Consider the following 22,040-nt stretch of genomic DNA (forward strand, 5'->3'; position numbering starts at 1 on the left):
TGCCCGAAAACATATAAGTGTTTTGGGGCTATTGGAGTTATTTACCCAGTGATAGGAGTATTTATCACTGGGTATTTTTATGCCCTTTTTTGGGTGTTGATAGGAGGAAAATCACATGAAAATAATTAACTTAGGCATTCTGGCTCACGTTGACGCAGGAAAGACAACATTAACGGAAAGTTTATTGTATACCAGTGGTGCAATTGCAGAACTAGGGAGCGTAGATGAAGGCACAACAAGGACAGATACAATGAATTTGGAGCGTCAAAGGGGAATCACTATCCAGACAGCAGTGACATCTTTTCAGTGGGAGGATGTAAAAGTCAACATTATAGATACGCCAGGCCATATGGATTTTTTGGCGGAAGTATACCGTTCTTTATCCGTATTAGACGGAGCAGTATTATTAGTTTCTGCAAAGGATGGCATACAGGCACAGACCCGTATACTGTTTCATGCACTACAGATAATGAAGATTCCGACAATTTTTTTCATCAATAAAATTGACCAAGAGGGGATTGATTTGCCAATGGTATATCGGGAAATGAAAGCAAAGCTTTCTTCGGAAATTATAGTGAAGCAAAAGGTTGGGCAGCATCCCCATATAAATGTAACGGACAATGACGATATGGAACAGTGGGATGCGGTAATTATGGGAAACGATGAACTATTAGAGAAATATATGTCAGGGAAACCGTTTAAAATGTCAGAACTGGAACAGGAAGAAAACAGGAGATTCCAAAACGGAACGTTATTTCCCGTTTATCACGGAAGCGCTAAAAACAATCTGGGGATTCGGCAGCTTATAGAAGTAATTGCCAGTAAATTTTATTCATCAACGCCTGAAGGTCAATCTGAACTATGCGGGCAGGTTTTTAAGATTGAATATTCAGAGAAAAGGCGGCGTTTTGTTTATGTGCGTATATATAGCGGAACATTGCATTTGAGGGATGTTATTAGAATATCTGAAAAAGAGAAAATAAAAATCACAGAGATGTGTGTTCCGACAAACGGTGAATTATATTCATCCGATACAGCCTGCTCTGGTGATATTGTAATTTTACCAAATGATGTTTTGCAGCTAAACAGTATTTTGGGGAACGAAATACTGTTGCCGCAGAGAAAATTTATTGAAAATCCTCTCCCTATGCTCCAAACAACGATTGCAGTAAAGAAATCTGAACAGCGGGAAATATTGCTTGGGGCACTTACAGAAATTTCAGATGGCGACCCTCTTTTAAAATATTATGTGGATACTACAACGCATGAGATTATACTTTCTTTTTTGGGGAATGTGCAGATGGAAGTCATTTGTGCCATCCTTGAGGAAAAATATCATGTGGAGGCAGAAATAAAAGAGCCTACTGTTATATATATGGAAAGACCGCTTAGAAAAGCAGAATATACCATCCACATAGAAGTCCCGCCAAATCCTTTCTGGGCTTCTGTCGGGTTGTCCATAGAGCCGCTCCCTATTGGAAGCGGAGTGCAGTATGAAAGCAGAGTTTCACTTGGATATTTAAATCAATCGTTCCAAAATGCGGTTATGGAGGGGGTTCTTTATGGCTGCGAGCAGGGGCTGTATGGATGGAAAGTGACAGACTGTAAAATCTGTTTTGAATATGGATTGTATTATAGTCCTGTAAGTACCCCCGCAGACTTTCGGCTGCTTTCCCCTATCGTATTGGAGCAGGCTTTAAAAAAAGCAGGGACAGAACTATTAGAGCCATATCTCCACTTTGAAATTTATGCACCGCAGGAATATCTCTCACGGGCGTATCATGATGCTCCAAGGTATTGTGCAGATATTGTAAGTACTCAGATAAAGAATGACGAGGTCATTCTGAAAGGAGAAATCCCTGCTAGATGTATTCAAGAATACAGGAACGATTTAACTTATTTCACAAATGGGCAGGGAGTCTGCTTGACAGAGTTAAAAGGATACCAGCCAGCTATTGGTAAATTTATTTGCCAACCCCGCCGCCCGAATAGCCGTATAGATAAGGTTCGGCATATGTTCCACAAGTTAGCTTAACAGCTTGCAAAAGTCATATAAAATGAGATTTGAAAGGATTAGAGACTAATTATGATGAAATGCGAATGGATATTGTGTCCTGTTTGTGGGAGCAAAACCCGTAATAAAATTAGGAAGGACACTGTTTTGGAGAATTATCCCCTTTATTGTCCAAAATGCAGACAAGAAAGATTGATTAAAGTTGACAACTTGAAGATAACTGTCATCAAAGAGCCAGACGCTTAAGACGCAGAGCCGATGAAATTGTGGAACAATTCACGAATCATCGGCTCTTTTTGTTTCGTATTTGAAAGAACAAACTCACCAAATAAAAAAAACGATATTCGGGTGGGTTATTTTGTTATACCCTAAATTACCCTCTGAATTTGTTTTTAAATTTGGAGGGATTTTTTTATGTCCTTTTTTCGGGCAGTTATCTATCTGCTCATACGAAGCAAAATTTATCAATACATAGCATATCAGAGAAGTGGCAGACATCAAGACCGCCGATGAGCTGAACTTACCCACCCCCGAGGTTATCTATGAAACGGTAGTGGCAAAGCCCACAGAAATCCAACAGGAATTGGTGCAGGAGCTTTCGGAACGAGCTGCCAAAATACACAATGACCGTATAGACCCCTCAATTGACAATATGCTGAAAGTGACCTCGGACGGACGAAAATTAGGGCTTGACCAACGAGTAATTAACCCTATGCTGCCCGATGACGAGGGCAGTAAGGTAAACACTTGTGTAAACAATATTCTGCGTATATGGGAGGACGGCAAGGACGATAAGCTGACACAGCTCTTGTTCTGCGACCTCTCCACCCCAAAGGGCAGACCCCAAGCCGACAGAGTGGCAAAGACAGGCGGCAGTGCAATCAACGTTGTAGAACTCCATGCTCTTGAAGATGCTTTCCCCGATGATGTGACAGCTCCACAAGCGGTTTTCAGCATTTATGAGGATATACGGGAAAAGCTCATCGCAAAGGGTGTGCCTGCCGCTGAGGTAGCCTTTATCCATGAAGCCAATACCGATACACGCAAAAAAGAGCTGTTTGCAAAGGTGCGTAACGGCGATGTGCGTGTTCTCCTTGGCAGTACCGCAAAATGCGGTGCCGGCATGAATGTGCAAGACCGCCTTGTGGCTTTGCACGATTTGGACTGCCCGTGGCGTCCGGGGGATTTGACCCAACGCTCGGGCAGAATTGTCCGTCAAGGAAACAGCAACGAGGAAGTAAAAATCTTTCGCTATGTCACAGAGGATACCTTTGATGCGTACCTCTGGCAGACCGTAGAGAACAAGCAAAAGTTTATCAGTCAGATAATGACCTCAAAATCTCCTGTTCGTTCCTGCGAGGACATAGACGAAGCCGCCCTCTCTTATGCGGAAATCAAGGCTCTATGTGCAGGCAATCCATTGATAAAGGAAAAAATGGACTTGGATATTGATGTGGCACGGCTGAAGCTCTTAAAAGCCAACCACCAAAGCACAAAATACCGCTTGGAAGATAACCTGTTAAAGCACTTCCCCGAAAGCATTGAACGGCACAAAGGCTATATCAAGGGCTTTGAACAGGACATTGTGACACTGGCAGACCATACCCCAAAAGTGCCGCAGGGCGAACTGCCAAAAGACGATTACAAAATTACCATTAAGGGCGATACCCTTACCGACAAGGACAATGCAGGGGCAGCAATTCTCGAAGCCTGCAAGGAAGTGAAAAACAGCGACTCTGTGGAAATCGGCAGTTACAAGGGCTTTACCATGCTGCTCTCCTATGGCGGTATGATGGACGGTCATCAACTCACCCTCAAGGGGGCGATGAGCCATACCGTAAAGCTGGGGCTTGATGCAAGGAGCAATTTAACCCGTATCGACAATGCTCTGAACAATATGCCACAGCGGTTGCAGTCGGTGCAAAAGGAGCTTGAGAACCTCTATAATCAGCAGGCGGCGGCAAAGGTTGAGGTACAAAAGCCGTTTATGCAGGAGCAGGAGCTAAAGGAAAAAACGGCAAGGCTTGCCGTTCTCGACAGAGAGCTGAATATGAGTGCCCTGCGTTCTGCCCCCTCGAGGGATACGGCAACAGTAGCTAAACAGGCTCGACCCTCCATACTGGACAGCTTAAAGCATCAGCAACCGCAAAAATCTGTGGTAACACCGAAAAAATCAAAGTCAGAAAGAGAGGAACGGTGATGGCAAACAGACAAAGAAATATCCGTATTCAGCTTAGAGTGACGGAGCAGGAAAAGAAATTGATAGAGCAGAAAATGCAGGAGCTTGGCACAAAAAACACCGAAGCCTACTTACGCAAAATGGCGATTGACGGACTTATCATTCACCTTGATACCGCCGATGTGAGGGAGCTTGTCAGGGTGCTGAGAGTAACGAGTAACAGCCTTAACCAGCTCACCAAACGGGTACATGAAACAGGCAGTATTTACGGTGAGGACATTGAGGATTTGCGAAAAAGCTATGACAGACTTTGGAGTGTTGCCGAGGAAACCATGCTCAGACTGGCGGCGATTTGAAATGACAAGATAGACACTTTCTTTTTTCTCTGCTACGATAAGTACAAGATGGATACCGTTAGATAGATGGAGGGGTGCTTATGAAAATATTACTTAAAATCGTGTTGCTGCCAATCACTTTGGCACTGAATATCCTGCTTGGAATATCAAAGTTTGTGCTTGTGTTCGGCGGTGGGATTTTAGGTGTTCTGTCCTTTGTCCTGTTTGCACTCGGTATCGGTACAATTATCGTTGCAGGCTTTTCACAGGCAATACCTGCTTTTATCGCAGGCTATCTCATCAGTCCGTGGGGTTTGCCCATGATGGGAGCATGGATTATAGCAAGAGTGGAATATTTCAATGATTGGCTAAAAAGCATTTAGCCTTAGATATGGTAAGGGGGCGGTAGCATTTGTGTGCTATCGCCCCCTTAATTGCCGCATAGCAGAAGTGCCACCATAAAGCAAGGGCGGCGAAGTCCGTTTATCTCGACCCTTGCTTTATGGTGGCACTTCTGCTTTTTGATTAGATTGTGTTGATGAATTTTACGGAGGTGTGTGGTATAATTTAATCGTTAATGTTAGGAGGTGAACGGATGAATTTAGAATATATGATGAACAGCTATAAGACAGAGGATTTGCTCAATGCAATCCTACTAATGTCCGCAGATAGAGATGAAGCCCTATCGGATTGTCGCATTCCTGCAAGTGAGTGGTTGGCATCGAATGTAATTAGGAAAAATAATACAGAAGCAAATCCCTTTTCTGCAAAGAGCTATGAAGAATTAAAGCAGACGGCAACGTTGGTGTTTGCTCCTGCTATTGATGAAATATTCAAGACGGTTTTTGAAAATATAAATGCGAGTGATGATAAAAAGCAAGATGTTTTGAAGGCAACCTTAATGAAGTTAAAAAATATGTCATTCCGTGGAGATGCCTATCAATTTCAGTTAATGCAAGTTGCAGAGAGATTTTATAAGCCATTTGATGAAGACTTGAAAAACACATACGGATTTTCATTTTCAACTTGTCAAAAAGTAGTTATGTTTATATATCAATTTTACATGAGCATTTTGCATGTAGCAGATAATCCTGCTAATAAAATATCCATAATTCAGTCGCAAGGATTTAAAGTATCTAAGGAAATGCTTTATCAAAAGTTTGGTAAAGATGAAATCAACAGCCTACTCGACTACCTTTCGATTGTTCCGGGGGATGACAATTTAAAAGCCGTTTCAATAGATGACTTTAATCCATTATATGCGAAACCTTTTGTTGACTTTGGAAACTATATTTATATGCCAATACCTGGTTCAACAATCTCTAATTTCCCTAAAATATTTCATTATACTTTCATTGCAGAGAAAAAATTTGCTCAAGATGTAGTAGATAGATATACTAAAAATAGAGGTGATGTAGTCGAGCAATTGGCAAAGGAGTATTTTTTACGCCTTTTTGATGCTGTACATCTATCCTTAAAATATCCCCCAAGCACCAAAACATTTGAAGCTGATATTACAGCCCAAAGTGATAATGCTACTATTTTTGCAGAAGCAAAAGGCAAACTATTAACACTTCCTGCTCTTAGAGGAAACTTGGATGCAATTAAAGATGATGTATATAAGGCTATTGGAAAAGCATATGAACAATCGGTAAGAACTATTGAGCACTTAAATAATGGTGGTGCATTTGTGGACGAAAATGACAATGAGGTCAATATAAATAACACTGCATGGAATTTCCCCTGTAGCATTATGATGGACAATTTTACATCAATACCATCAGAAATCTATAACTATTTGCAGTTGTCAGAAAATCAACTAATACCGTATGCAGTGAATATTTACGATTTGGATATAGTAACAAGAGAATGCAACTCTTCCGAGGAATTTGTTCAATATATGATATTCCGACAGATGAACATTGAAAAACTAAGCGCAATGGACGAGCTGGATTTTTTTGGATATTTCAAAAAACATGGAGTAAATAAAATAACTCTTGATGCGGACGAAGTCTGGGCTATTTCTTACACAGACGAGTACGATAAAAAATACTATGCCTTAACGATGAAATGGTTAGCAGATTTTCATATATAGTTTTATTTAGATGAGCACACCAAAAAATGGTGTGCTTTTTTCTTGCCCCAAAGGAGGTGTTATTATCGCTACCACAAGACTAATTTCCATGCACCAAAATAAAGGAAAATCCATTGCAGATTGCCTTGCTGACCGCACCGATTATGCTAAAAATCCCGAGAAAACAAATGAGGGTGAATTGTTATCCTCTTACGAGTGCGACCCTAAAACGGTGCAGGGCGAGTTTATGCTATCTAAGCGGCAATATGATGATATAACGGGCAGACAGCAGGCAAGCAATGTTATCGCCTATCAGATACGGCAGTCCTTTAAACCAGGGGAAATTACACCCGAGCTTGCAAACAAAATCGGTTATGAATTGGGCATGAGCTTCACCAAAGGCAAACACGCATTTATCGTTGCTACTCACATAGACAAAGCCCATATTCATAATCATATTATCTTTAATTCTACCTCTCTCGATTGCACAAGAAAGTTTCGAGATTTTAAAAGAAGTGGCAAGGCTCTTGCCCAAATATCCGACCGCCTTTGTCTTGAAAATGGGCTTTCCATTATCGAAAATCCCAAACGCTCCAAAGGTCATTACGGTAAGTGGCTTGGCGATAATAAGCCCCCATCACACTCCGATAAATTAAGACAAGTCATAGATGAAATACTTGCCCAAAAGCCCAAAAACTTTGATGCGTTTTTACAGCTCATGCAAGATGCAGGCTATGAAATTAAAATCGGTAAGCACTACGGATTTAAAAGTGCAATGCAGAAAAATTTTATCCGGCTGCGTTCTCTTGGTGAGGGATATTCCGAAGATGAAATCAAAGCAATCATTGAGGGTAAAGCACCGCAAAGAGAGGTCAAAAAGTCCTCTGCCAAACAGCCGAGAAAGCAAGAAAAATCCGTTAATCTCCTTGTGGATATTCAAGCAAAATTACAGCAAGGCAAGGGCAAAGGCTATGAGCAGTGGGCAAAGATTTTCAATCTAAAGCAGATGGCACAAACCGTTAATTTTCTGCAAGAACACAAGCTCCTTGCCTACTCTGATTTAGAGGAAAAGGCGAAGAAATGCACCGCTACTTTCGATGAGCTGAATACACAAATTAAGACCGCTGAAAAGCGTATTGCTGAAATACAGGCTCTTAAAAAGCACATCTTCAATTATGCCAAAACCCGAGATATTTACACCGACTACCGCAAGGCAGGCTACTCTAAAAAGTTTTACGAGGAACACCGTGCCGAGCTTGCCTTGCATAAGGCGGCAAAGGCGGCTTTTGAGGAACTTGGTGTAAAAAAGCTCCCCACAGTTAAAACCCTGCAAGCGGAATGTGATGAGCTGTTTTCCGTAAAAAACAAGGCTTACAGCAAGTACCATACCGCTAAAAAAGAAATGCAAGATATTCTGACTGCAAAAGCAAATATCGACCGCCTTTTGGGAAGGGAACAGGAACAAAAGGCAAAAAAGAAATCACAGGATCAGCGTTAAGCTACCCTGTGATTTCATCAGCCCCAAAGGGAGCGTAGCACGATGATTTATCATCGTTTCAGTGGGGATTGGGGATACTTCCCCAACAAGCAAAAGCATACGGTGGTCACCCGTATGCCCTGCTTGCCACTTTGCTTCAACATTAATGGCTACAACTTTGAAAGCACTTATTCTATTAAAAATGTTAAAAGAAAAACGTTGCAAACTCGTATCGGCCGCAACGTCTCTCATTCCATATTCTGTTGTATTCTGGACATTCATTCGTCCTCTGTTTCGACTTCCTTAATCTCTTTTGCCGTGGCAGTTACTATACGCAATCCTTTGTCACTCATATCGTCAAGCAGACTTTCGAGCTGTCTGCGTTGAGTGGATTTCCCCGTTTCCTTGTTTGGGAAAAAGAAATGGTCTACCGATACATCTAAAAGAGTGACAAGCTCATAAAAGATTTGCAGGCTTGGATGTTGTCCGCTGTTCTCAATGGACGCAATATACCGAGGGGCAATGTGCATTTGGTCTGCTAACTGGTTTCTAGATATTCCTTTTGCTTTTCGTGCTGCTTTTATAGCTTGGCCGAAAGCCTTAAAATCGTATTTCTTGACTTCTCGTTTCATAATTATTTCACCCTATTACATTTTACTGTTCATATTTTTTATTGAATATGATTACACAAATCATAGAGTTAAGTATAATAAATCATATTTACTATTGTATGAGGTTGACAACAAATCATTTCTTGTGTATAATTTTATTAAATTTAGAGAAAAAGGAGTAATCACTTATGTTGCATAGCGTTCGCATCTGGAGATAATAGGCAATAAAAAGCAGTTCCCATTTTTAGTGTGGGCTTTTTTGACGCGCCTATTTTGCGAATGTATGCACAGTTAACAAGTGATTATAAGACATAGTTTATATAGCTATGCCTTAGATTTGTTGTGTTATTACTCGTACTATATATGCAGGTCAATGCTCACATTGAGAATTGACCTGCATTTTTATTGCCTTTTTTAGTTCAATAAAAATGTAGGAGATAATAATTATGACAAATAAAAATTGGAAAAAAGAATTTTATACATTATGGTCTGGACAGGCATTTTCTGTCCTCTCAAGTTCAATATTGCAAATGGCATTAATTTGGCACTTAACTGCTACAACGCAATCAGCTTTCGTGCTCTCTATGGCTTCATTAGCAGGATTTCTTCCGAATGCTGTTTTAGGAATGGTAGCCGGAACTTTCGTAGACCGAGTAAACCGAAAAATAGTTTTGATGGTTGCAGACCTTTTCATTGCGTTTGTTAGTCTTATACTTGTTTTTGCTTCATGGAACAGTGAATTGCCTATGTGGCTTATAATTGCTGTATTGGCAATTCGTAGTGTGGGTACTGCGTTTCATACTCCGGCAATCAGTGCAGTAACCCCCTTAATTGTACCAACTAAAGAACTTACAAAATGTGCTGGATATACGCAGTCATTACAAACGGTTGGTTACATGGTTGGGACTGCTTTTGCAGGTGTTTTGTATCCTATTTGGAGTATTAGTAACATGGTGTTTTTAGATGTTATTGGTGCACTCATTGCTATGTGTACTGTAATAGCCATCAAAATACCTGATTTAGAAAAATCTGAGTTGCCAAAGGTTAAAACTAGTTTTTGGCAAGAGATGAAATTAGGATATGTTGAACTTAGACAAGCAAAGGGTGTGTTTGCTCTTGTCTGGATTGCGGCGGCATTTACAATTTTATACTCGCCTATCAATGCACTGTTTCCTTTAATGTCACTTGACTATTTCAGCGGAACAACATTTCAAGCCTCTTTGACTGAAATAGCATTTTCTATTGGTATGCTTGTTGGTGGTATTATCCTTGGGACTTTTGGTGGAATAAAAAACAGAGGAATTGGTATTACCTTTTCGATTGCACTAATTGGAGTGTTTATTTCACTTTCTGGGATACTTCCTAAAAATGGATTTTGGGTATTTACGTTTCTTTGTATTGCTATGGGGATTTTTGTTCCGTTTTACAATAGTCCAGTCACAGCTCTTATACAGGAAAAAATTCCACCCGAGTATTTGGGGCGAGTATTCGGATTGTATGGAAGCATGGCTTCATTTGCTATGCCCATAGGCTTGTTAATTTCCGGGTCTTTTGCAGACAGCGTAGGAGTAAATAAATGGTTTCTCCTTTCTGGCGTATTAATCATTGGCCTTGCCGCATTGTGCCTGATTATTCCGTCGATTAGAGCAATAGATAAGGAAGTGAAATAGATGAATGAAAAGCATTGGATAATGTGTCCAGTTTGCAATGGGAAGACCCGCGTTCAGATATTTAAGAATACCCTGTTGAAAAACTTTCCCCTATTCTGCCCTAAATGTAAATCAGTTCATATTATTGATGTCGAAGAATTAAAAATCACAAGTAAAAGTGCCAGTCGCTAAGTCGCAGAGCCGCTATTTGACCCTTAGTGGAGAAAGGACTTAGAAAAATGAAACACTTATACAAATATACACCTACGGAAATAAGGCGGAATCCTTATGAATTTACTTACAAAGAAATAAGCGAAGTCATTGGGGAGAGTGAGGCGAAAGCTTTATGTACTTTATTATATAAACATCCTCCCCAAAAGAATTATCTAACTATGTCAATAAAAAATATCTACAAGGACATTGACACCGAAAAATATGTTTATGAACTATTAGATGGCAAGTGTATTGAAACTGTTTTTATTAAACGTCGAGATGGTGGAACGGTTTGCGTGAGCACACAAGTCGGTTGTTCTGTTGGCTGTATTTTCTGCGAATCTGGCCGAAACGGCTTTGTTCGTAATCTGACTCCCTCTGAAATAGTTCAGCAGATTATACTGTTGCGGCGGAAAGTAAATCGCATCGTTTTTATGGGTATGGGAGAGCCGTTGTTCAATTATGACAACCTGATAAAAGCAATTCATATTCTGCGGGATAGAAACGGAATGAATTTTCCCACAGACGGTATTACTGTGTCAACCGTTGGGCCGGTTAACCAACTGAAAAAATTACGTGAGGAGCATCTAAAAATTCAGTTAACAATATCATTACACGCAACAACACAGAGTACAAGAAACCGTATCATTCCTAATATGCATATAAACGATATTAATGATGTTGTCGAGGGAGCATTGTCTTACTCCGAGAGGCACAATCGAAAGGTCGTATTTGCGTATTTGTTTTTGCCAGGAATAAATGACCGACCTTCCGATGTAAGGCAACTGGCAAGGTGGTTTCGAGGCAAAAATATCATGCTTAATCTGCTTGAATACAACCCTACAAGAAATTTCCAAATCAAAACGCCCCAAAAACATGGGATGGCTATATTCAAACAGCAGCTAGAACAGGCCGGGCTTGAAGTTACCATGAGAATTTCTCATGGCAGAAATATTAAGGCTGCATGTGGCCAGTTGGCTAATAAATACAACAATAAAAAATAAAAAGTGCCAGCCGCTAAGTCGCAGAGCCAACAACAGTGAGTAAAATCACCGTTGTTGGCTCTTTTTTTATTATGACAACAAATACAAAACCGCCGTTTTCATTTCACGAATAGAATTTGGGGGAGTATAGTAAATTCACCCTTTTAAGGATATGGCGGTATCTTGGAGGTATCGCTGTGCTTATTTTTTATCAACAGTATTCCATCATGCATAGCTTGTTAAAAAAAGCTTCTACCCACCAACAGGTTATTTTAGCCACCAATATGAACACACACATCATCATATAATTGTTAATAATTCCCTTATGCCCGGTTGCACTATGCAACTGGGCTTTTTGGTGTTTATAGAGCTTCACTGCCGTTCTCCACCACTGTCCTTTCGATTTCTGCAAACCCCAAATCGAAAGGATGGTAAAACCATGAAAACAATTAATCTGAAAGATTATTACCTACACTACACACAAGACACCTTTGTAGAAGTGTCTGATGAGCTATTCGCTATCTTTGAGGAATCTGCAAGAGCAGAGGCAGCATATGAGAGAAGGAAATACCGCTACAAAGCTCACTATCAATGGCTTCCTGAATAATCTTATGACAACATACCCCCAAAGGATTGTTTTCCTTACAAAGCGAATTTTTCATTGCTCCAGTTATGGCATTTACTTCTTTAACGGTTTTCGCACCATGCTTTACAACTGCTTCAATTACCTGATCTTCTGTGACTTTGCTGCAATAACAAGCATACTTAGGATCTGCATCTTTCTTAAACCAGATAGGAACCCTAACTTGGTCTTTTAAGAATTTTATTTCTTTATCTAAGTTATAGTAAATAACATCGCAGTCCTCATTCATGCATATCTTATATTGATCTCCATCAACGGCATTGAGTAATCCGGAGCTGATTACACCATCTGTCCGGACTATGGAAACCGTTATTCCGTTTTAAAGGAAACCGACATTTCGGTGTTGGAAACCATTTAAACATAAAAGTCTTATAATGAAATCATGCACCCTGTCGGTGTAAATTCATTATGGGAGGTCACTATCATGACCAAATATCGAGAGATTTTAAGACTACATAGTCTACATCTCAGCCAACAGAGTATTGCAGATAGCTGCAGTGTCTCTAAAAAAACCGTCAACAGTGTTCTTAAGAAAGCCAGCGAATTAAATATTTCATGGCCACTCGATAAGAACCAGACCGACGAAGTCCTTGCTGGAATTCTTTTTCCAGAAAAAGGCAAGCATATCGAAGCATCGAATAAACGTATGCCTGATTATGCTTACATCCGCAAGGAGCTACTCCGCAATGGCGTTAGTAAAAAGCTCCTGTGGACTGAATACATGGAGGATTGCCGATTAAATGGCGATGAGCCTTTGATGTATTCCCAGTTCTGCTATTATATCCAGCAGGATGAGCAGAAACACCGTGCAACCATGCACATCAATCGTAAACCTGGTGAACAGGTGGAAGTGGATTGGGCTGGTGATCCAGCTCACCTCATCGATCCAGATACGGGTGAAATCATAAATGCTTACGTTTTCGTTGGTGTTATGACCTATAGCCAATACGTGTATGCAGAAGCATTCATTGATGAAAAGCAACCTGCGTGGATTAGAGCACATGTTCACATGTATCAGTTCTTTGGTGGTGTTGCTAAGATTCTGGTTCCTGACAACTGCAAAACAGCAGTAATACATAATAATAACTGGAATGATCAACGAATCAATGCCACATATCAGGAAATGGCTGAACACTATGGTACTGCTATTATTCCAGCCAGAGTGCGTGCACCTAAGGACAAGCCAAATGCAGAAGGATCCGTCGGAAATATTTCCACCTGGATTATCGCTGCACTACGTGATGAACAGTTCTTTTCACTTGCAGAATTAAATCGTGTGATACGTCAGAAACTAGAAGAATTCAATAAAAGGCTCTTTCAAAAGAAAGAAGGTAGCCGATTGGAACTCTTCCGCGACGAAGAACTGCCATTGCTGGCTCCCCTACCTGCTACCTCTTTTGAACTGGCGGACTGGAAACAGGCCACTGTTCAGTTCAATTATCACATATCCATTGATGGAATGCTATACTCGGTTCCATATGAATACATTAAACGCAAGGTAGATGTCAGGGTAACAGATACTACAATTGAAATTTTCTACAACCACAACCGCATAGCTTCTCACAAAAGACTTCATGGCAGAAAAGGTCAGTATGATACGATCCTGGAACATATGCCAGAAGACCACCAGAAATATCTGGAGTGGAACGGTGACCGTTTCCGTAAGTGGGGTGAGCGGATCGGTAACAATACGTACAAGGTAGTGGATGCAATCCTTACCTCCAAACGTGTGGAACAACAGACTTATAAAGGCTGTATGGGACTTCTTAAGCTTGCTGATAAATACTCAGTAGAGAGATTAGAAGCTGCCTGTGAAAAGGCTCTCAGCTACACAGCAACGCCTAGCTACAAAAGTATTAAAAACATACTCACCGCGGGGCATGACAAATCTGTTGATACTGATTTTGGAACAAAATCAGCAAACACACAAAACAAGTATGGCATCACAAGAGGTGCCGACTATTATCGGAGGTAAACACTTATGACAAACCAAAGTACGATTGATAAATTAATAGAAATGCGTCTTAGCTCTATGGCAGATGCATTCCGTAATCAGCTAAATGATCCAAAGATGAAAGAAGTTTCCTTCGAAGACCGCTTTGGTATGCTGACCGACATCGAATTCAGCAGCCGTAAGAATAATCGACTGAAAAGACTGATTCATAACGCTGGATTCGACCAGACTGAAGCAAGTATCATGGATATCGATTATACTTCAGGACGCAAGCTGAACAGAGAACTCATAAGGAGACTTGCTGCTTGCGAATATATATCTGAACACCGTAACTTATTTATTACTGGTGCAACAGGTAGTGGTAAGACTTACATGGCATGCGCGTTCGGTATGGAAGCATGTAAGCAGTATTACAATACTAAATATGTACGTCTCCCAGATCTTTTGATTGAGCTGGAGATGTCAAGAAATGAAGGTACATACAAAAAGGTCATGGCGAAATATGCCAATCCACTTCTTCTTATCATTGATGAATGGCTCTTGCTCAAACCAACTGACAATGAACAAAAAGATATATTTGAACTTCTGCATAGGAGACGTAAGAAATCATCTACGATTTTCTGCTCCCAGTATCTGCAGGAAGGATGGTATGAACAGTTAGGTGGTGAATCCAGTCCTCTGGCTGATGCCATTCTGGATCGTATTGTTTATGATGCCTATAAAATTAATATCCAAAGCATTGATCCTTCAAAGGATATCTCAATGCGAGAGGTATACGGACTAGACAAAAACATGAGCGAGTAAACTCGCATAAGGTGGTTCCCATGTTCCGGTCAATCGGTTCCCGATTTCCCGGAACTGCGGTTTCACCGCACAAGAATATTCAGGCATTACGATAATCATCTGTCACCAAGTGTTCAACGGTTATCCTACTAACTGTTACTCCTTCATTATTACAGACAGGGCAACTCTCCTTTGTTCTATTTAAATTTTGTGTGATACATTCACAGCAACATTCATCAATAACTTTCAATTACATAACCTCCATATCTTTAAAACCATTTAATTCAAGGTAAATCCCAACCAATTTTCATTTATAGTTTTTAAATTAAAAAATACCCCTTGATTGTATCGTCAATTATCGGTATCATTCAAGGGGTGAATAGGAAAAATAGTTTATAGCTTCTTTACATTCAAAGCTCTAAAAGCATTTAATACTGCAATGATAGTTACACCTACATCTGCAAATATAGCTGCCCACATAGTAGCTATTCCAAAAGCACTCAAAATAAGAACAATTATCTTTATTCCAATTGCAAATACTATGTTTTGATTTGCAATTTTTAATGTCTTTTTAGAAATCTTCATTGCAGTAGCAATTTTCGATGGCTCATCAGTCATAATTACAATATCAGCAGCTTCAATGGCTGCATCAGAACCTAAACCACCCATTGCTATTCCAATATCTGCACGAGCTAATACAGGTGCATCATTGATTCCGTCACCGACAAAGGCGAGTTTACCTTTTGTGGATTTTTGTGAAAATAATTCTTCTAGTTTTTCAACTTTGTCTGCTGGCAATAGTTCTGCATAAACCTTATCAAGACCAAGCTCTTTAGCAACTTTTGAACCAACACTTTTATTATCACCTGTCAACATAACTGTTTGCTTAATATTAGCTGCCTTAAGTTCCTTGATTGCTTGTGCTGAATCTTCCTTTACCTCATCGGCAATTACAATGTAACCTATATATTTATTATTAACAGCAACATGTACAGCAGTACCAATCAGCTCTCCCTTGAAATAAGGGATATCCATCATTTTCATAAGTTTGATATTTCCTGCCATAACCTTTTTGCCATCTACTGTTGCAATAACACCATGACCTGATATCTCTTCTACATCTGAAATACGTCCATTGTCTATTTCTTTGCCATATGCACGTTTCAGTGAAAGTGAAATTGGATGATTGGAATAGCTCTCCACATATGCAGTTAATTCAAGTAGCTCTTCTTTGGAAACCCCTTCTGGATGAATTTCCTGTACATTAAATACACCTTTCGTTAGTGTACCTGTTTTATCAAAAACAACAATCTCTGTTTGAGCCAATGCTTCAAGGTAGTTACTACCTTTAACTAAAATACCTTTTTTTGAAGCTCCACCTATTCCACCGAAGAAACTCAAAGGAATTGAAATAACTAAAGCACACGGACAGGATACCACAAGGAATGCTAGTGCTCTATATATCCAATCACTAAAAGTCGCCCCGTCTATAACAAGAGGCGGTATAATAGCTAGAAAAACTGCAATTATAACCACAACTGGTGTATAATATCTCGCAAACTTAGTAATAAATTGTTCTGAATTGGATTTTTTACTACTTGCATTTTCAACTAAATCAAGAATTTTGCTTACAGTAGATTCTCCAAATTCCTTGGTAACCTCTGCTGTAATAACTCCATTAATATTGATGCAACCACTCAGGATATCACTTCCTACTTCTACTTCACGAGGAACAGATTCACCAGTAAGTGCTGATGTGTCAATCATTGAACTTCCCTCTATTACCTTGCCATCAAGAGGAATTTTTTCTCCTGCTTTAATTACAATAATATCTCCAATTTGTACTTCATCTGGGTCAACTTTGACAAGTTCATCGCCTTTTTTAACATTTGCATAATCTGGTCGAATATCCATAAGGCTTGCAATTGACTTTCTCGACTTGCCAACTGCATAGCTTTGAAACAGTTCTCCAACTTGATAAAACAGCATAACTGCAACACCTTCAGGATACTCACCAATAAAAAATGCACCAATTGTTGCAATACTCATTAAAAAGTTTTCATCGAAAACTTGACCTTTAAAAATATTTTTTACAGCTCTTTTTACAACATCTCCACCTACAATAATGTAACTTATTATAAAGAGAGCAATCTGTAACCATTCGTTATTTAAATTAAGCAATACTGCTGTAGCTAACAAGGCTGCACCAATAATTATTCGCCATAGTCGTTTTGTCATACTAAATAGCCTCCTTTAAGCCTTTTTCATAGTTGTATCGGGTTCAATTTTTTTAATTATTTTTTCGGCCTCTTCTATTATTGTTGGCATTTTTTCATCCTCACCATCAATAACGAGTTTTGTGGTCATAAAGTTAACAGTAGCTTCTTTCACTCCATCAAGCTCATTAATAGCCTTTTCCATTTTTGCCGCGCAATTTGCACAATCCAAACCTTCAAGTATAAATTTCTTTTTCATTATTAAATCCTCCTAAATATTATTTGTAATTTTATTTTGAATACTACAAGTCTTTTTCAAATTTTCTTGAAACATTGCTCATTTGATATGAAGACTTAAATATCTGCCCAAATATCTTCAAAAAATATTCTATTATACCGCATTACTACTTCTCGTTGATATGAATTAGACCTTGGTCAAATATTTCTCTTACATGATCATCAACTAATGAATAATATACTACTTTGCCTTCTTTTCTGTTTTTCACTAAATTAGCTTGTTTTAAGACTCTCAGCTGATGGGAAATTGCTGATTGTGTCATGTTAAGTAATACAGCGATATCACAAACACACATTTCAGCTTCATGTAAAGCCCATAATATCCTGATTCGTGTTGAATCTCCAAATACTTTAAATAATTCTGCTAGATCATAAAGGCTTTCTTCTTGAGGCATTTTATCTCTAACTTGATTTACAATATCCTCATGAATTACATTGCAGTCACATCTTTCAATTGAATTAAATTTTTCAGTCATATTATCACCTCTTTTTAAATCATTTCATCTGAATACTTGGGCAAGCATTCATACGTTGTGTATTTATTATATTATTGTTTTTCTCATATGTCAATAGTTATATGAGCATTTATTCAAGTGTTTTTTATATTATTTGAAATATCTCAAAACCATCTATTACGACATTAATACCATAAAAGGGTGATTTCTATACAAACCTATTTTAAAAACGTAAGCGCTTAGTATTCCTACGTCCGCGCTAAAATATCACTTGCCCTAATTGATAGATGCAAGCGTTTTACTTCATTTTAGTTTTGACAACTTTGTTTTACACCATCATTCCATGGAGTAAATTTTTCAAGTTGTGCATCTGACATGAAGTCATTTGGACGTTGTTTCAATAAATAAGTCAGATATTTGTATATATTCAGACCATTGGATTTTGCCATTTCTACCATGGTATAAACAATGGCGCTTGATTCAGCCCCTTTTGGAGTTGCACTAAAAAGCCAATTCTTGCGGCCAACTGTGAATGGTCTGATTGCATTTTCACTTAAGTTGTTAGAAAAACTACAGTGCCCATCTTCAAGATAGGTCATTAAAGTATCTTTCCGATTTAGCGCATAGTTCACCGCTTTCTCAAAACGGGTTCCTTTTCTTGGCTTTTGTTGCTCCAACCAAATCCAGAATGCGTCGAGTACAGGTTTTTCTTTTTCTAACCGGTATTCCTTTCGTTGCTCAGGTGTATGCTGTTTTACTTTAGAGATACGCTCATAGTCAAACAACTTGGAGCAGAACTGAACACCCTGTACTGCTGGGTTACTATAGTCGTATTCTTTTCCTTTTGGTACGGCCTCAATAAAATATCTTCTTGCATGAGACCAGCAAGAGCAACGTTTGATTCCGGGGAGGTTATTATATCCCTGATATACATCCGTTTCTAAATATCCACAAAACCCCTCCAGAAACGATACAGCATTATATTTTGCTCGCGTTTCTGTGTAATGGTAGAGGATGATAGGTGGTAATCCATCTTCTCCAGAGCGGAATAGCCACATAAAAGAATCCGTCTCTGGATTCCTTTCAGGCTCATTTAAAACTTGAATTCTTGTTTCATCAGCCATAAGAAAAGTTCTCTCAAGCAGTTGGCGGTGTAGGTAATCATAGACTGGTTTAAAATAATTTTTAGCACAATATATGATCCAGTTTGCAAGTGTTGCTCTTGTGAATGGAACTCCAAGCTGTTTCCAATCCTGTTCCTGGCGATAGAGTGGCATAGCATTCGAAAACTTCTGATACATAACCCATGCAACTGCAGACTCCGAAGTATAACTGTTTGGAATCAGTGCTTCTGGAACATGTGCCTTCACAAACTTGATATTCTCAGCCATAGAATTAGCTGTAGAACAGGTTAGACATTTATAGGTCTCACGATAGATATTTATTACCTCACCTTTTGCTGGAGTATATCTGAATTCATGCCGAACGAACTCTTTTCCAATTGGCTCAAGTTCAGCTCCACATATATCACAGCTTCGCTGATTTTCTGGTAGTGAGATAAGTTCATCTCTTGATGGAACACCTTTGAAAAGTTCTCGATATGTACTTTTGCTTTTTCGCTTATGTTCCGGAACTGTTATGGAGGGTATTTCCGATTCGTCATTAGCAACTTGTTCTGCCTCATCAAACAGATTGAGTTGGCCATTGATATCCTTGCTCTTTTCACTGGAAGTGCCAAAAAGTTTCTTTGTCAGGTAATCAATTTTTTCCTGAAGAATCCTTTTCTCTTCACGATCAGCTTCGAGAGACTGTTGCAATGATTTAATTACTTCAATCTGCGCCGCAATGGTTGTATTCAGTTGGCTAATGAGATCCTTATACTCAAGAATCTTTGAGTCTTTTGCATTACCAGCCATATGTTTCTGCTCCTTTTTCTATACTCTTATTTTACCATAAAGAGCATAGAAAAAGAAGCAGAAAGTCCAGTATTTTCAAGGGTTTCAAGTATTTTTACCGGCTCAAAAGCTGTACACAAAACAGGTTTTGTTTATGAATGTTTTCCACTGCTAATCAGTTGCTTTAAATGCTTTTGGTTGCTCTATTTCTAATCCGGACATCAGCCAGTCGAATTGCTGCCAGGTAAGCTGGCGCACCTCCTGGACGTTTCTGGGCCAGCGGAATCGTCCCTGAACTTCCATTTTTTTGTAAAGAAGGACAAATCCGTCAGATTCCCATAAAAGAGCCTTAATCCGATCGCAGCGTTTACCGCAAAACAGATAGAGTGCGCTACGTCGCGGATCCATTTTCAACTGATCTTCAACGACTGCACACAGACCATCGATTGACTTGCGCATATCCGTATAATTGGTCACTATGTAAATTTCATCAGCAACCGTGATATCCCCTAACATGCGAGCTCCGATAGAACTTTTATTGTTTGAGCAAGTAGCATTGAATCCGTTCCATTTGGAATCTTAAGTTTGAGATTACCAATGGATAATTCCATAGAAGCAGGCAGTTGCCCTAATAAAGTGTCTGGCAGTGATGTTGCAAGCATTTGATTTCTTTCAATTCTTACGACTTCCTGTTCAACTGGTCTGCCAGTTGCTCTACCTGTGGTTGCTGGAATATCTTGACAACCTTTTTGACGCAGACGTTTCACCCAGTTATAAAATGTTCCTGGCTTTATGTCATGATTCATGCACCACTGCTGATCTGATAAGCCACTTCTTCGGCATTCCATGATTAAGCGGTATTGTTCATCTGCACTAACTCTTGATGTTCGCATAGTAAATCCTCCAGTAGTAAACGAAGTGAAATGCTTGCATCTAACAAATCTAGCAAATGAAAATGGGGTAAAGTGCTTGCATTTCCTATCAATGATTATGGAAGAAGAATCAGACTAGCACAATCCGTCGAAATATAAAGCGCTTACGCTTGCTCTGCATTCATACAACGTTTTAGGATGATTTTGCTTTTCGTTTTCTAAGAATAAATTTATGTTCTTAGATAGTAAATCCAAAGCGTTCATTTCCGACCAACGTAGAAACCTTGAAAGATAGGTTTTGTATCCGTCAATGGTTGACTTTGAGTATTCATTATTAATCATGAACAGCTCATAATTACGAAGTTGGCATGTAACCTCTTGTGATACTTTAATTGTTGACATAATAGCAGTGCTCCTTTCTAAAATGGTTTACATTACTATTATCGGATAATTAACTAAGCACATAAATTAAGTGAGCACATAATTCCGATTATGTTCTTAAGCACATAATCGTAAGAATTGGTTATTCTCAGGAAGCCCAGAAGGAGCTGATGCAAGTGCTGCTGTATACAGTGTTATTGAGACAGCTAAAGCCAATAACATAAATCCTTATGATTATCTAGTATATATATTTAAATTTTTGCCTGGTGTAAGATTTGATGAGGAGCCAGAATTCTTAGAAGATTTTCTACCATGGCATCCAGATGTGCAGGCATTCTGTAATAATAAAGTCAGAAAGTAATTAGAATTATTATAAATTACTTTACTGGCTTTTACTATGCACTATTTTATTTGACGCTTACACTTGATGAACAATTTTTCTTTTCCATCCGTAATTGTAATTGCAGGCAAAATACTGATTGCTTTCATGCGTTCTCCTCCGTATATTCAACTCTATTTCTTTCGTATACTCTATTTCTATTTTTCCACCGAATACCCTTTTCGTTCTAGTACATCCAAGGCTTTTTCAAAATCACTCGACTTTACCAAGATATAATCTGTATTAAAGGTGGAAATCGCAAAAATTCCAATTGCATGTTTTGCTAATTCTGAAGAAATGCCAGATAAAATACCAATTAGAGAGAAATCAAGCTGTCCACTAATTCGCATCGCTTTCCAACCATCATCTCTATCAGTCACATTGGCTGGTACAGCATCTGTCAGACATACTAGCGACTTTTCTTCATCAGTTTTGCCAGTAAAACAAAACTCCAAATCTATATTTACTTGTGAATAATCTGTCACCTTGCACACCGATAGTTCCACCGATAGTCCTTCTATATTCACCTGCGAGATAGCTAAAGACCGTTCTTCTTTTTGAATCTGTCCTTCAATTTTATCTACTCTTCCCATTCTGCTTCCCATAAATCTTTTATGAATCTCTTCATAT

General features: G+C 39.1%; 21 protein-coding genes and 3 pseudogenes. 13 read left to right on the plus strand and 11 right to left on the minus strand.

From position 1 onward, the window contains the following. Positions 1 to 115: 115 nt before the first annotated feature. The 7 genes and pseudogenes from tet(O) (at position 116) to ACHZES_RS08650 (ending at position 8,100) form a co-directional block, all read left to right on the plus strand. The gene (gene tet(O) / locus ACHZES_RS08620; protein WP_000691758.1) at positions 116 to 2,035 is read left to right on the plus strand and encodes a tetracycline resistance ribosomal protection protein Tet(O); all 1,920 of its coding nucleotides are present in this window, start codon (positions 116 to 118) and stop codon (positions 2,033 to 2,035) included. A 51-nt stretch (positions 2,036 to 2,086) separates the two neighbouring features. Beyond that, positions 2,087 to 2,260, plus strand: a complete 174-nt coding sequence (locus ACHZES_RS08625; protein ID WP_002779755.1) for a cysteine-rich KTR domain-containing protein — start codon at positions 2,087 to 2,089, stop codon at positions 2,258 to 2,260. 235 nt (positions 2,261 to 2,495) lie between these two features. Further along, positions 2,496 to 4,214, plus strand: a pseudogene (locus ACHZES_RS08630) (helicase-related protein); the annotation flags it as partial. Next, positions 4,214 to 4,549, plus strand: a complete 336-nt coding sequence (locus ACHZES_RS08635) for a plasmid mobilization protein (protein WP_395548229.1) — start codon at positions 4,214 to 4,216, stop codon at positions 4,547 to 4,549. The pseudogene ACHZES_RS08630 and the gene ACHZES_RS08635, both read left to right, overlap by 1 nt. An 80-nt stretch (positions 4,550 to 4,629) precedes the next feature. Beyond that, entirely contained in the window at positions 4,630 to 4,911 is a 282-nt protein-coding gene (locus tag ACHZES_RS08640) for a CD1845 family protein (RefSeq protein ID WP_395548226.1), read from the plus strand. Positions 4,912 to 5,123: 212 nt separating this feature from the next. Continuing rightward, on the plus strand, positions 5,124 to 6,623 hold the full coding sequence (locus tag ACHZES_RS08645) for a hypothetical protein (RefSeq protein WP_395548224.1): 1,500 nt from the start codon (positions 5,124 to 5,126) through the stop codon (positions 6,621 to 6,623). 64 nt (positions 6,624 to 6,687) lie between these two features. Further along, positions 6,688 to 8,100, plus strand: coding sequence for a relaxase/mobilization nuclease domain-containing protein (locus tag ACHZES_RS08650; protein ID WP_395548451.1), 1,413 nt, complete (start codon positions 6,688 to 6,690; stop codon positions 8,098 to 8,100). Here the strand turns inward: ACHZES_RS08650 and ACHZES_RS08655 are convergent. Together ACHZES_RS08655 and ACHZES_RS08660 are read right to left on the minus strand one after the other, a co-directional pair. Beyond that, positions 8,083 to 8,361: a hypothetical protein gene (locus ACHZES_RS08655; RefSeq protein WP_395548222.1), complete on the minus strand. Its 279-nt coding sequence runs from the start codon at positions 8,359 to 8,361 to the stop codon at positions 8,083 to 8,085. The genes ACHZES_RS08650 and ACHZES_RS08655 overlap by 18 nt on opposite strands. Then, positions 8,358 to 8,711, minus strand: a complete 354-nt coding sequence (locus ACHZES_RS08660) for a helix-turn-helix domain-containing protein (RefSeq protein WP_395548220.1) — start codon at positions 8,709 to 8,711, stop codon at positions 8,358 to 8,360. Before ACHZES_RS08660 ends, ACHZES_RS08655 begins: the two co-directional genes overlap by 4 nt. A 425-nt stretch (positions 8,712 to 9,136) precedes the next feature. On the opposite strand from ACHZES_RS08660, the gene ACHZES_RS08665 reads away from it, so the two are divergent. The 3 genes from ACHZES_RS08665 to rlmN are packed head-to-tail and all read left to right on the plus strand — an operon-like array spanning position 9,137 to position 11,556. Next, positions 9,137 to 10,360: an MFS transporter gene (locus tag ACHZES_RS08665; RefSeq protein ID WP_395548218.1), complete on the plus strand. Its 1,224-nt coding sequence runs from the start codon at positions 9,137 to 9,139 to the stop codon at positions 10,358 to 10,360. Further along, the gene (locus ACHZES_RS08670; protein ID WP_395548217.1) at positions 10,361 to 10,531 is read left to right on the plus strand and encodes a cysteine-rich KTR domain-containing protein; all 171 of its coding nucleotides are present in this window, start codon (positions 10,361 to 10,363) and stop codon (positions 10,529 to 10,531) included. It begins immediately after the preceding gene. Positions 10,532 to 10,578: 47 nt separating this feature from the next. Further along, positions 10,579 to 11,556 (plus strand): 23S rRNA (adenine(2503)-C(2))-methyltransferase RlmN, encoded by a 978-nt coding sequence (gene rlmN / locus ACHZES_RS08675; protein ID WP_395548216.1) that lies wholly within the window; start codon positions 10,579 to 10,581, stop codon positions 11,554 to 11,556. 497 nt (positions 11,557 to 12,053) lie between these two features. On the opposite strand, the pseudogene ACHZES_RS08680 reads toward rlmN, so the two are convergent. After that, a pseudogene (locus ACHZES_RS08680) lies at positions 12,054 to 12,494 on the minus strand ((2Fe-2S)-binding protein); the annotation flags it as partial. 108 nt (positions 12,495 to 12,602) lie between these two features. Here ACHZES_RS08680 and istA point away from each other — a divergent pair. Both istA and istB read left to right on the plus strand, forming a co-directional pair. Beyond that, positions 12,603 to 14,153, plus strand: a complete 1,551-nt coding sequence (gene istA, locus ACHZES_RS08685; RefSeq protein WP_395549405.1) for an IS21 family transposase — start codon at positions 12,603 to 12,605, stop codon at positions 14,151 to 14,153. Positions 14,154 to 14,159: 6 nt separating this feature from the next. Further along, positions 14,160 to 14,936 carry an IS21-like element helper ATPase IstB gene (istB, locus tag ACHZES_RS08690; RefSeq protein WP_395549404.1) on the plus strand — a complete coding sequence of 259 codons (777 nt, stop codon included), beginning with the start codon at positions 14,160 to 14,162 and terminating at the stop codon, positions 14,934 to 14,936. Positions 14,937 to 15,015: 79 nt separating this feature from the next. On the opposite strand, the gene ACHZES_RS08695 is transcribed toward istB, so the two are convergent. From ACHZES_RS08695 to tnpA, 7 genes are all read right to left on the minus strand, one after another. Next, positions 15,016 to 15,165: a hypothetical protein gene (locus ACHZES_RS08695; protein ID WP_395549363.1), complete on the minus strand. Its 150-nt coding sequence runs from the start codon at positions 15,163 to 15,165 to the stop codon at positions 15,016 to 15,018. A 143-nt stretch (positions 15,166 to 15,308) separates the two neighbouring features. Beyond that, positions 15,309 to 17,153, minus strand: a complete 1,845-nt coding sequence (locus ACHZES_RS08700) for a heavy metal translocating P-type ATPase (protein ID WP_066084863.1) — start codon at positions 17,151 to 17,153, stop codon at positions 15,309 to 15,311. 15 nt (positions 17,154 to 17,168) lie between these two features. Continuing rightward, positions 17,169 to 17,390, minus strand: a complete 222-nt coding sequence (locus ACHZES_RS08705; protein WP_026478195.1) for a cation transporter — start codon at positions 17,388 to 17,390, stop codon at positions 17,169 to 17,171. Between the two features lie 145 nt (positions 17,391 to 17,535). Then, positions 17,536 to 17,904 (minus strand): metalloregulator ArsR/SmtB family transcription factor, encoded by a 369-nt coding sequence (locus tag ACHZES_RS08710; RefSeq protein ID WP_104409634.1) that lies wholly within the window; start codon positions 17,902 to 17,904, stop codon positions 17,536 to 17,538. Positions 17,905 to 18,191: 287 nt separating this feature from the next. After that, entirely contained in the window at positions 18,192 to 19,799 is a 1,608-nt protein-coding gene (gene tnpC / locus ACHZES_RS08715; RefSeq protein ID WP_395549366.1) for an IS66 family transposase, read from the minus strand. Between the two features lie 150 nt (positions 19,800 to 19,949). Next, positions 19,950 to 20,294: an IS66 family insertion sequence element accessory protein TnpB gene (tnpB, locus tag ACHZES_RS08720; protein WP_395549367.1), complete on the minus strand. Its 345-nt coding sequence runs from the start codon at positions 20,292 to 20,294 to the stop codon at positions 19,950 to 19,952. Further along, on the minus strand, positions 20,288 to 20,671 hold the full coding sequence (gene tnpA / locus ACHZES_RS08725) for an IS66 family insertion sequence element accessory protein TnpA (protein ID WP_395549369.1): 384 nt from the start codon (positions 20,669 to 20,671) through the stop codon (positions 20,288 to 20,290). Before tnpA ends, tnpB begins: the two co-directional genes overlap by 7 nt. Positions 20,672 to 21,161: 490 nt before the next feature. Here tnpA and ACHZES_RS08730 point away from each other — a divergent pair. Beyond that, positions 21,162 to 21,392 (plus strand): annotated as a pseudogene (locus ACHZES_RS08730) (transposase domain-containing protein); the annotation flags it as partial. Positions 21,393 to 21,568: 176 nt separating this feature from the next. Here ACHZES_RS08730 and ACHZES_RS08735 read toward each other — a convergent pair. Next, entirely contained in the window at positions 21,569 to 21,937 is a 369-nt protein-coding gene (locus ACHZES_RS08735) for an ACT domain-containing protein (RefSeq protein ID WP_395549386.1), read from the minus strand. Between the last annotated feature and the right edge of the window lie 103 nt (positions 21,938 to 22,040).

The organism is Lacrimispora sanguinis, assembly GCF_044987295.1.
GTDB classification, from domain to species: Bacteria; Bacillota; Clostridia; order Lachnospirales; family Lachnospiraceae; genus Lacrimispora; species Lacrimispora celerecrescens_B.

Coding starts and splice junctions, on each gene's coding strand:
- ACHZES_RS08625 (WP_002779755.1), top strand. CDS start 2,087: ATGATGAAATGCGAATGGATATTGTGTCCTGTTTGTGGGAGCAAAACC.
- ACHZES_RS08635 (WP_395548229.1), top strand. CDS start 4,214: ATGGCAAACAGACAAAGAAATATCCGTATTCAGCTTAGAGTGACGGAG.
- ACHZES_RS08640 (WP_395548226.1), top strand. CDS start 4,630: ATGAAAATATTACTTAAAATCGTGTTGCTGCCAATCACTTTGGCACTG.
- ACHZES_RS08645 (WP_395548224.1), top strand. CDS start 5,124: ATGAATTTAGAATATATGATGAACAGCTATAAGACAGAGGATTTGCTC.
- ACHZES_RS08655 (WP_395548222.1), bottom strand. CDS start 8,361: ATGAATGTCCAGAATACAACAGAATATGGAATGAGAGACGTTGCGGCC.
- ACHZES_RS08660 (WP_395548220.1), bottom strand. CDS start 8,711: ATGAAACGAGAAGTCAAGAAATACGATTTTAAGGCTTTCGGCCAAGCT.
- ACHZES_RS08665 (WP_395548218.1), top strand. CDS start 9,137: ATGACAAATAAAAATTGGAAAAAAGAATTTTATACATTATGGTCTGGA.
- ACHZES_RS08670 (WP_395548217.1), top strand. CDS start 10,361: ATGAATGAAAAGCATTGGATAATGTGTCCAGTTTGCAATGGGAAGACC.
- rlmN (WP_395548216.1), top strand. CDS start 10,579: ATGAAACACTTATACAAATATACACCTACGGAAATAAGGCGGAATCCT.
- istA (WP_395549405.1), top strand. CDS start 12,603: ATGACCAAATATCGAGAGATTTTAAGACTACATAGTCTACATCTCAGC.
- istB (WP_395549404.1), top strand. CDS start 14,160: ATGACAAACCAAAGTACGATTGATAAATTAATAGAAATGCGTCTTAGC.
- ACHZES_RS08700 (WP_066084863.1), bottom strand. CDS start 17,153: ATGACAAAACGACTATGGCGAATAATTATTGGTGCAGCCTTGTTAGCT.
- ACHZES_RS08705 (WP_026478195.1), bottom strand. CDS start 17,390: ATGAAAAAGAAATTTATACTTGAAGGTTTGGATTGTGCAAATTGCGCG.
- ACHZES_RS08710 (WP_104409634.1), bottom strand. CDS start 17,904: ATGACTGAAAAATTTAATTCAATTGAAAGATGTGACTGCAATGTAATT.
- tnpC (WP_395549366.1), bottom strand. CDS start 19,799: ATGGCTGGTAATGCAAAAGACTCAAAGATTCTTGAGTATAAGGATCTC.
- tnpB (WP_395549367.1), bottom strand. CDS start 20,294: ATGTTAGGGGATATCACGGTTGCTGATGAAATTTACATAGTGACCAAT.
- tnpA (WP_395549369.1), bottom strand. CDS start 20,671: ATGCGAACATCAAGAGTTAGTGCAGATGAACAATACCGCTTAATCATG.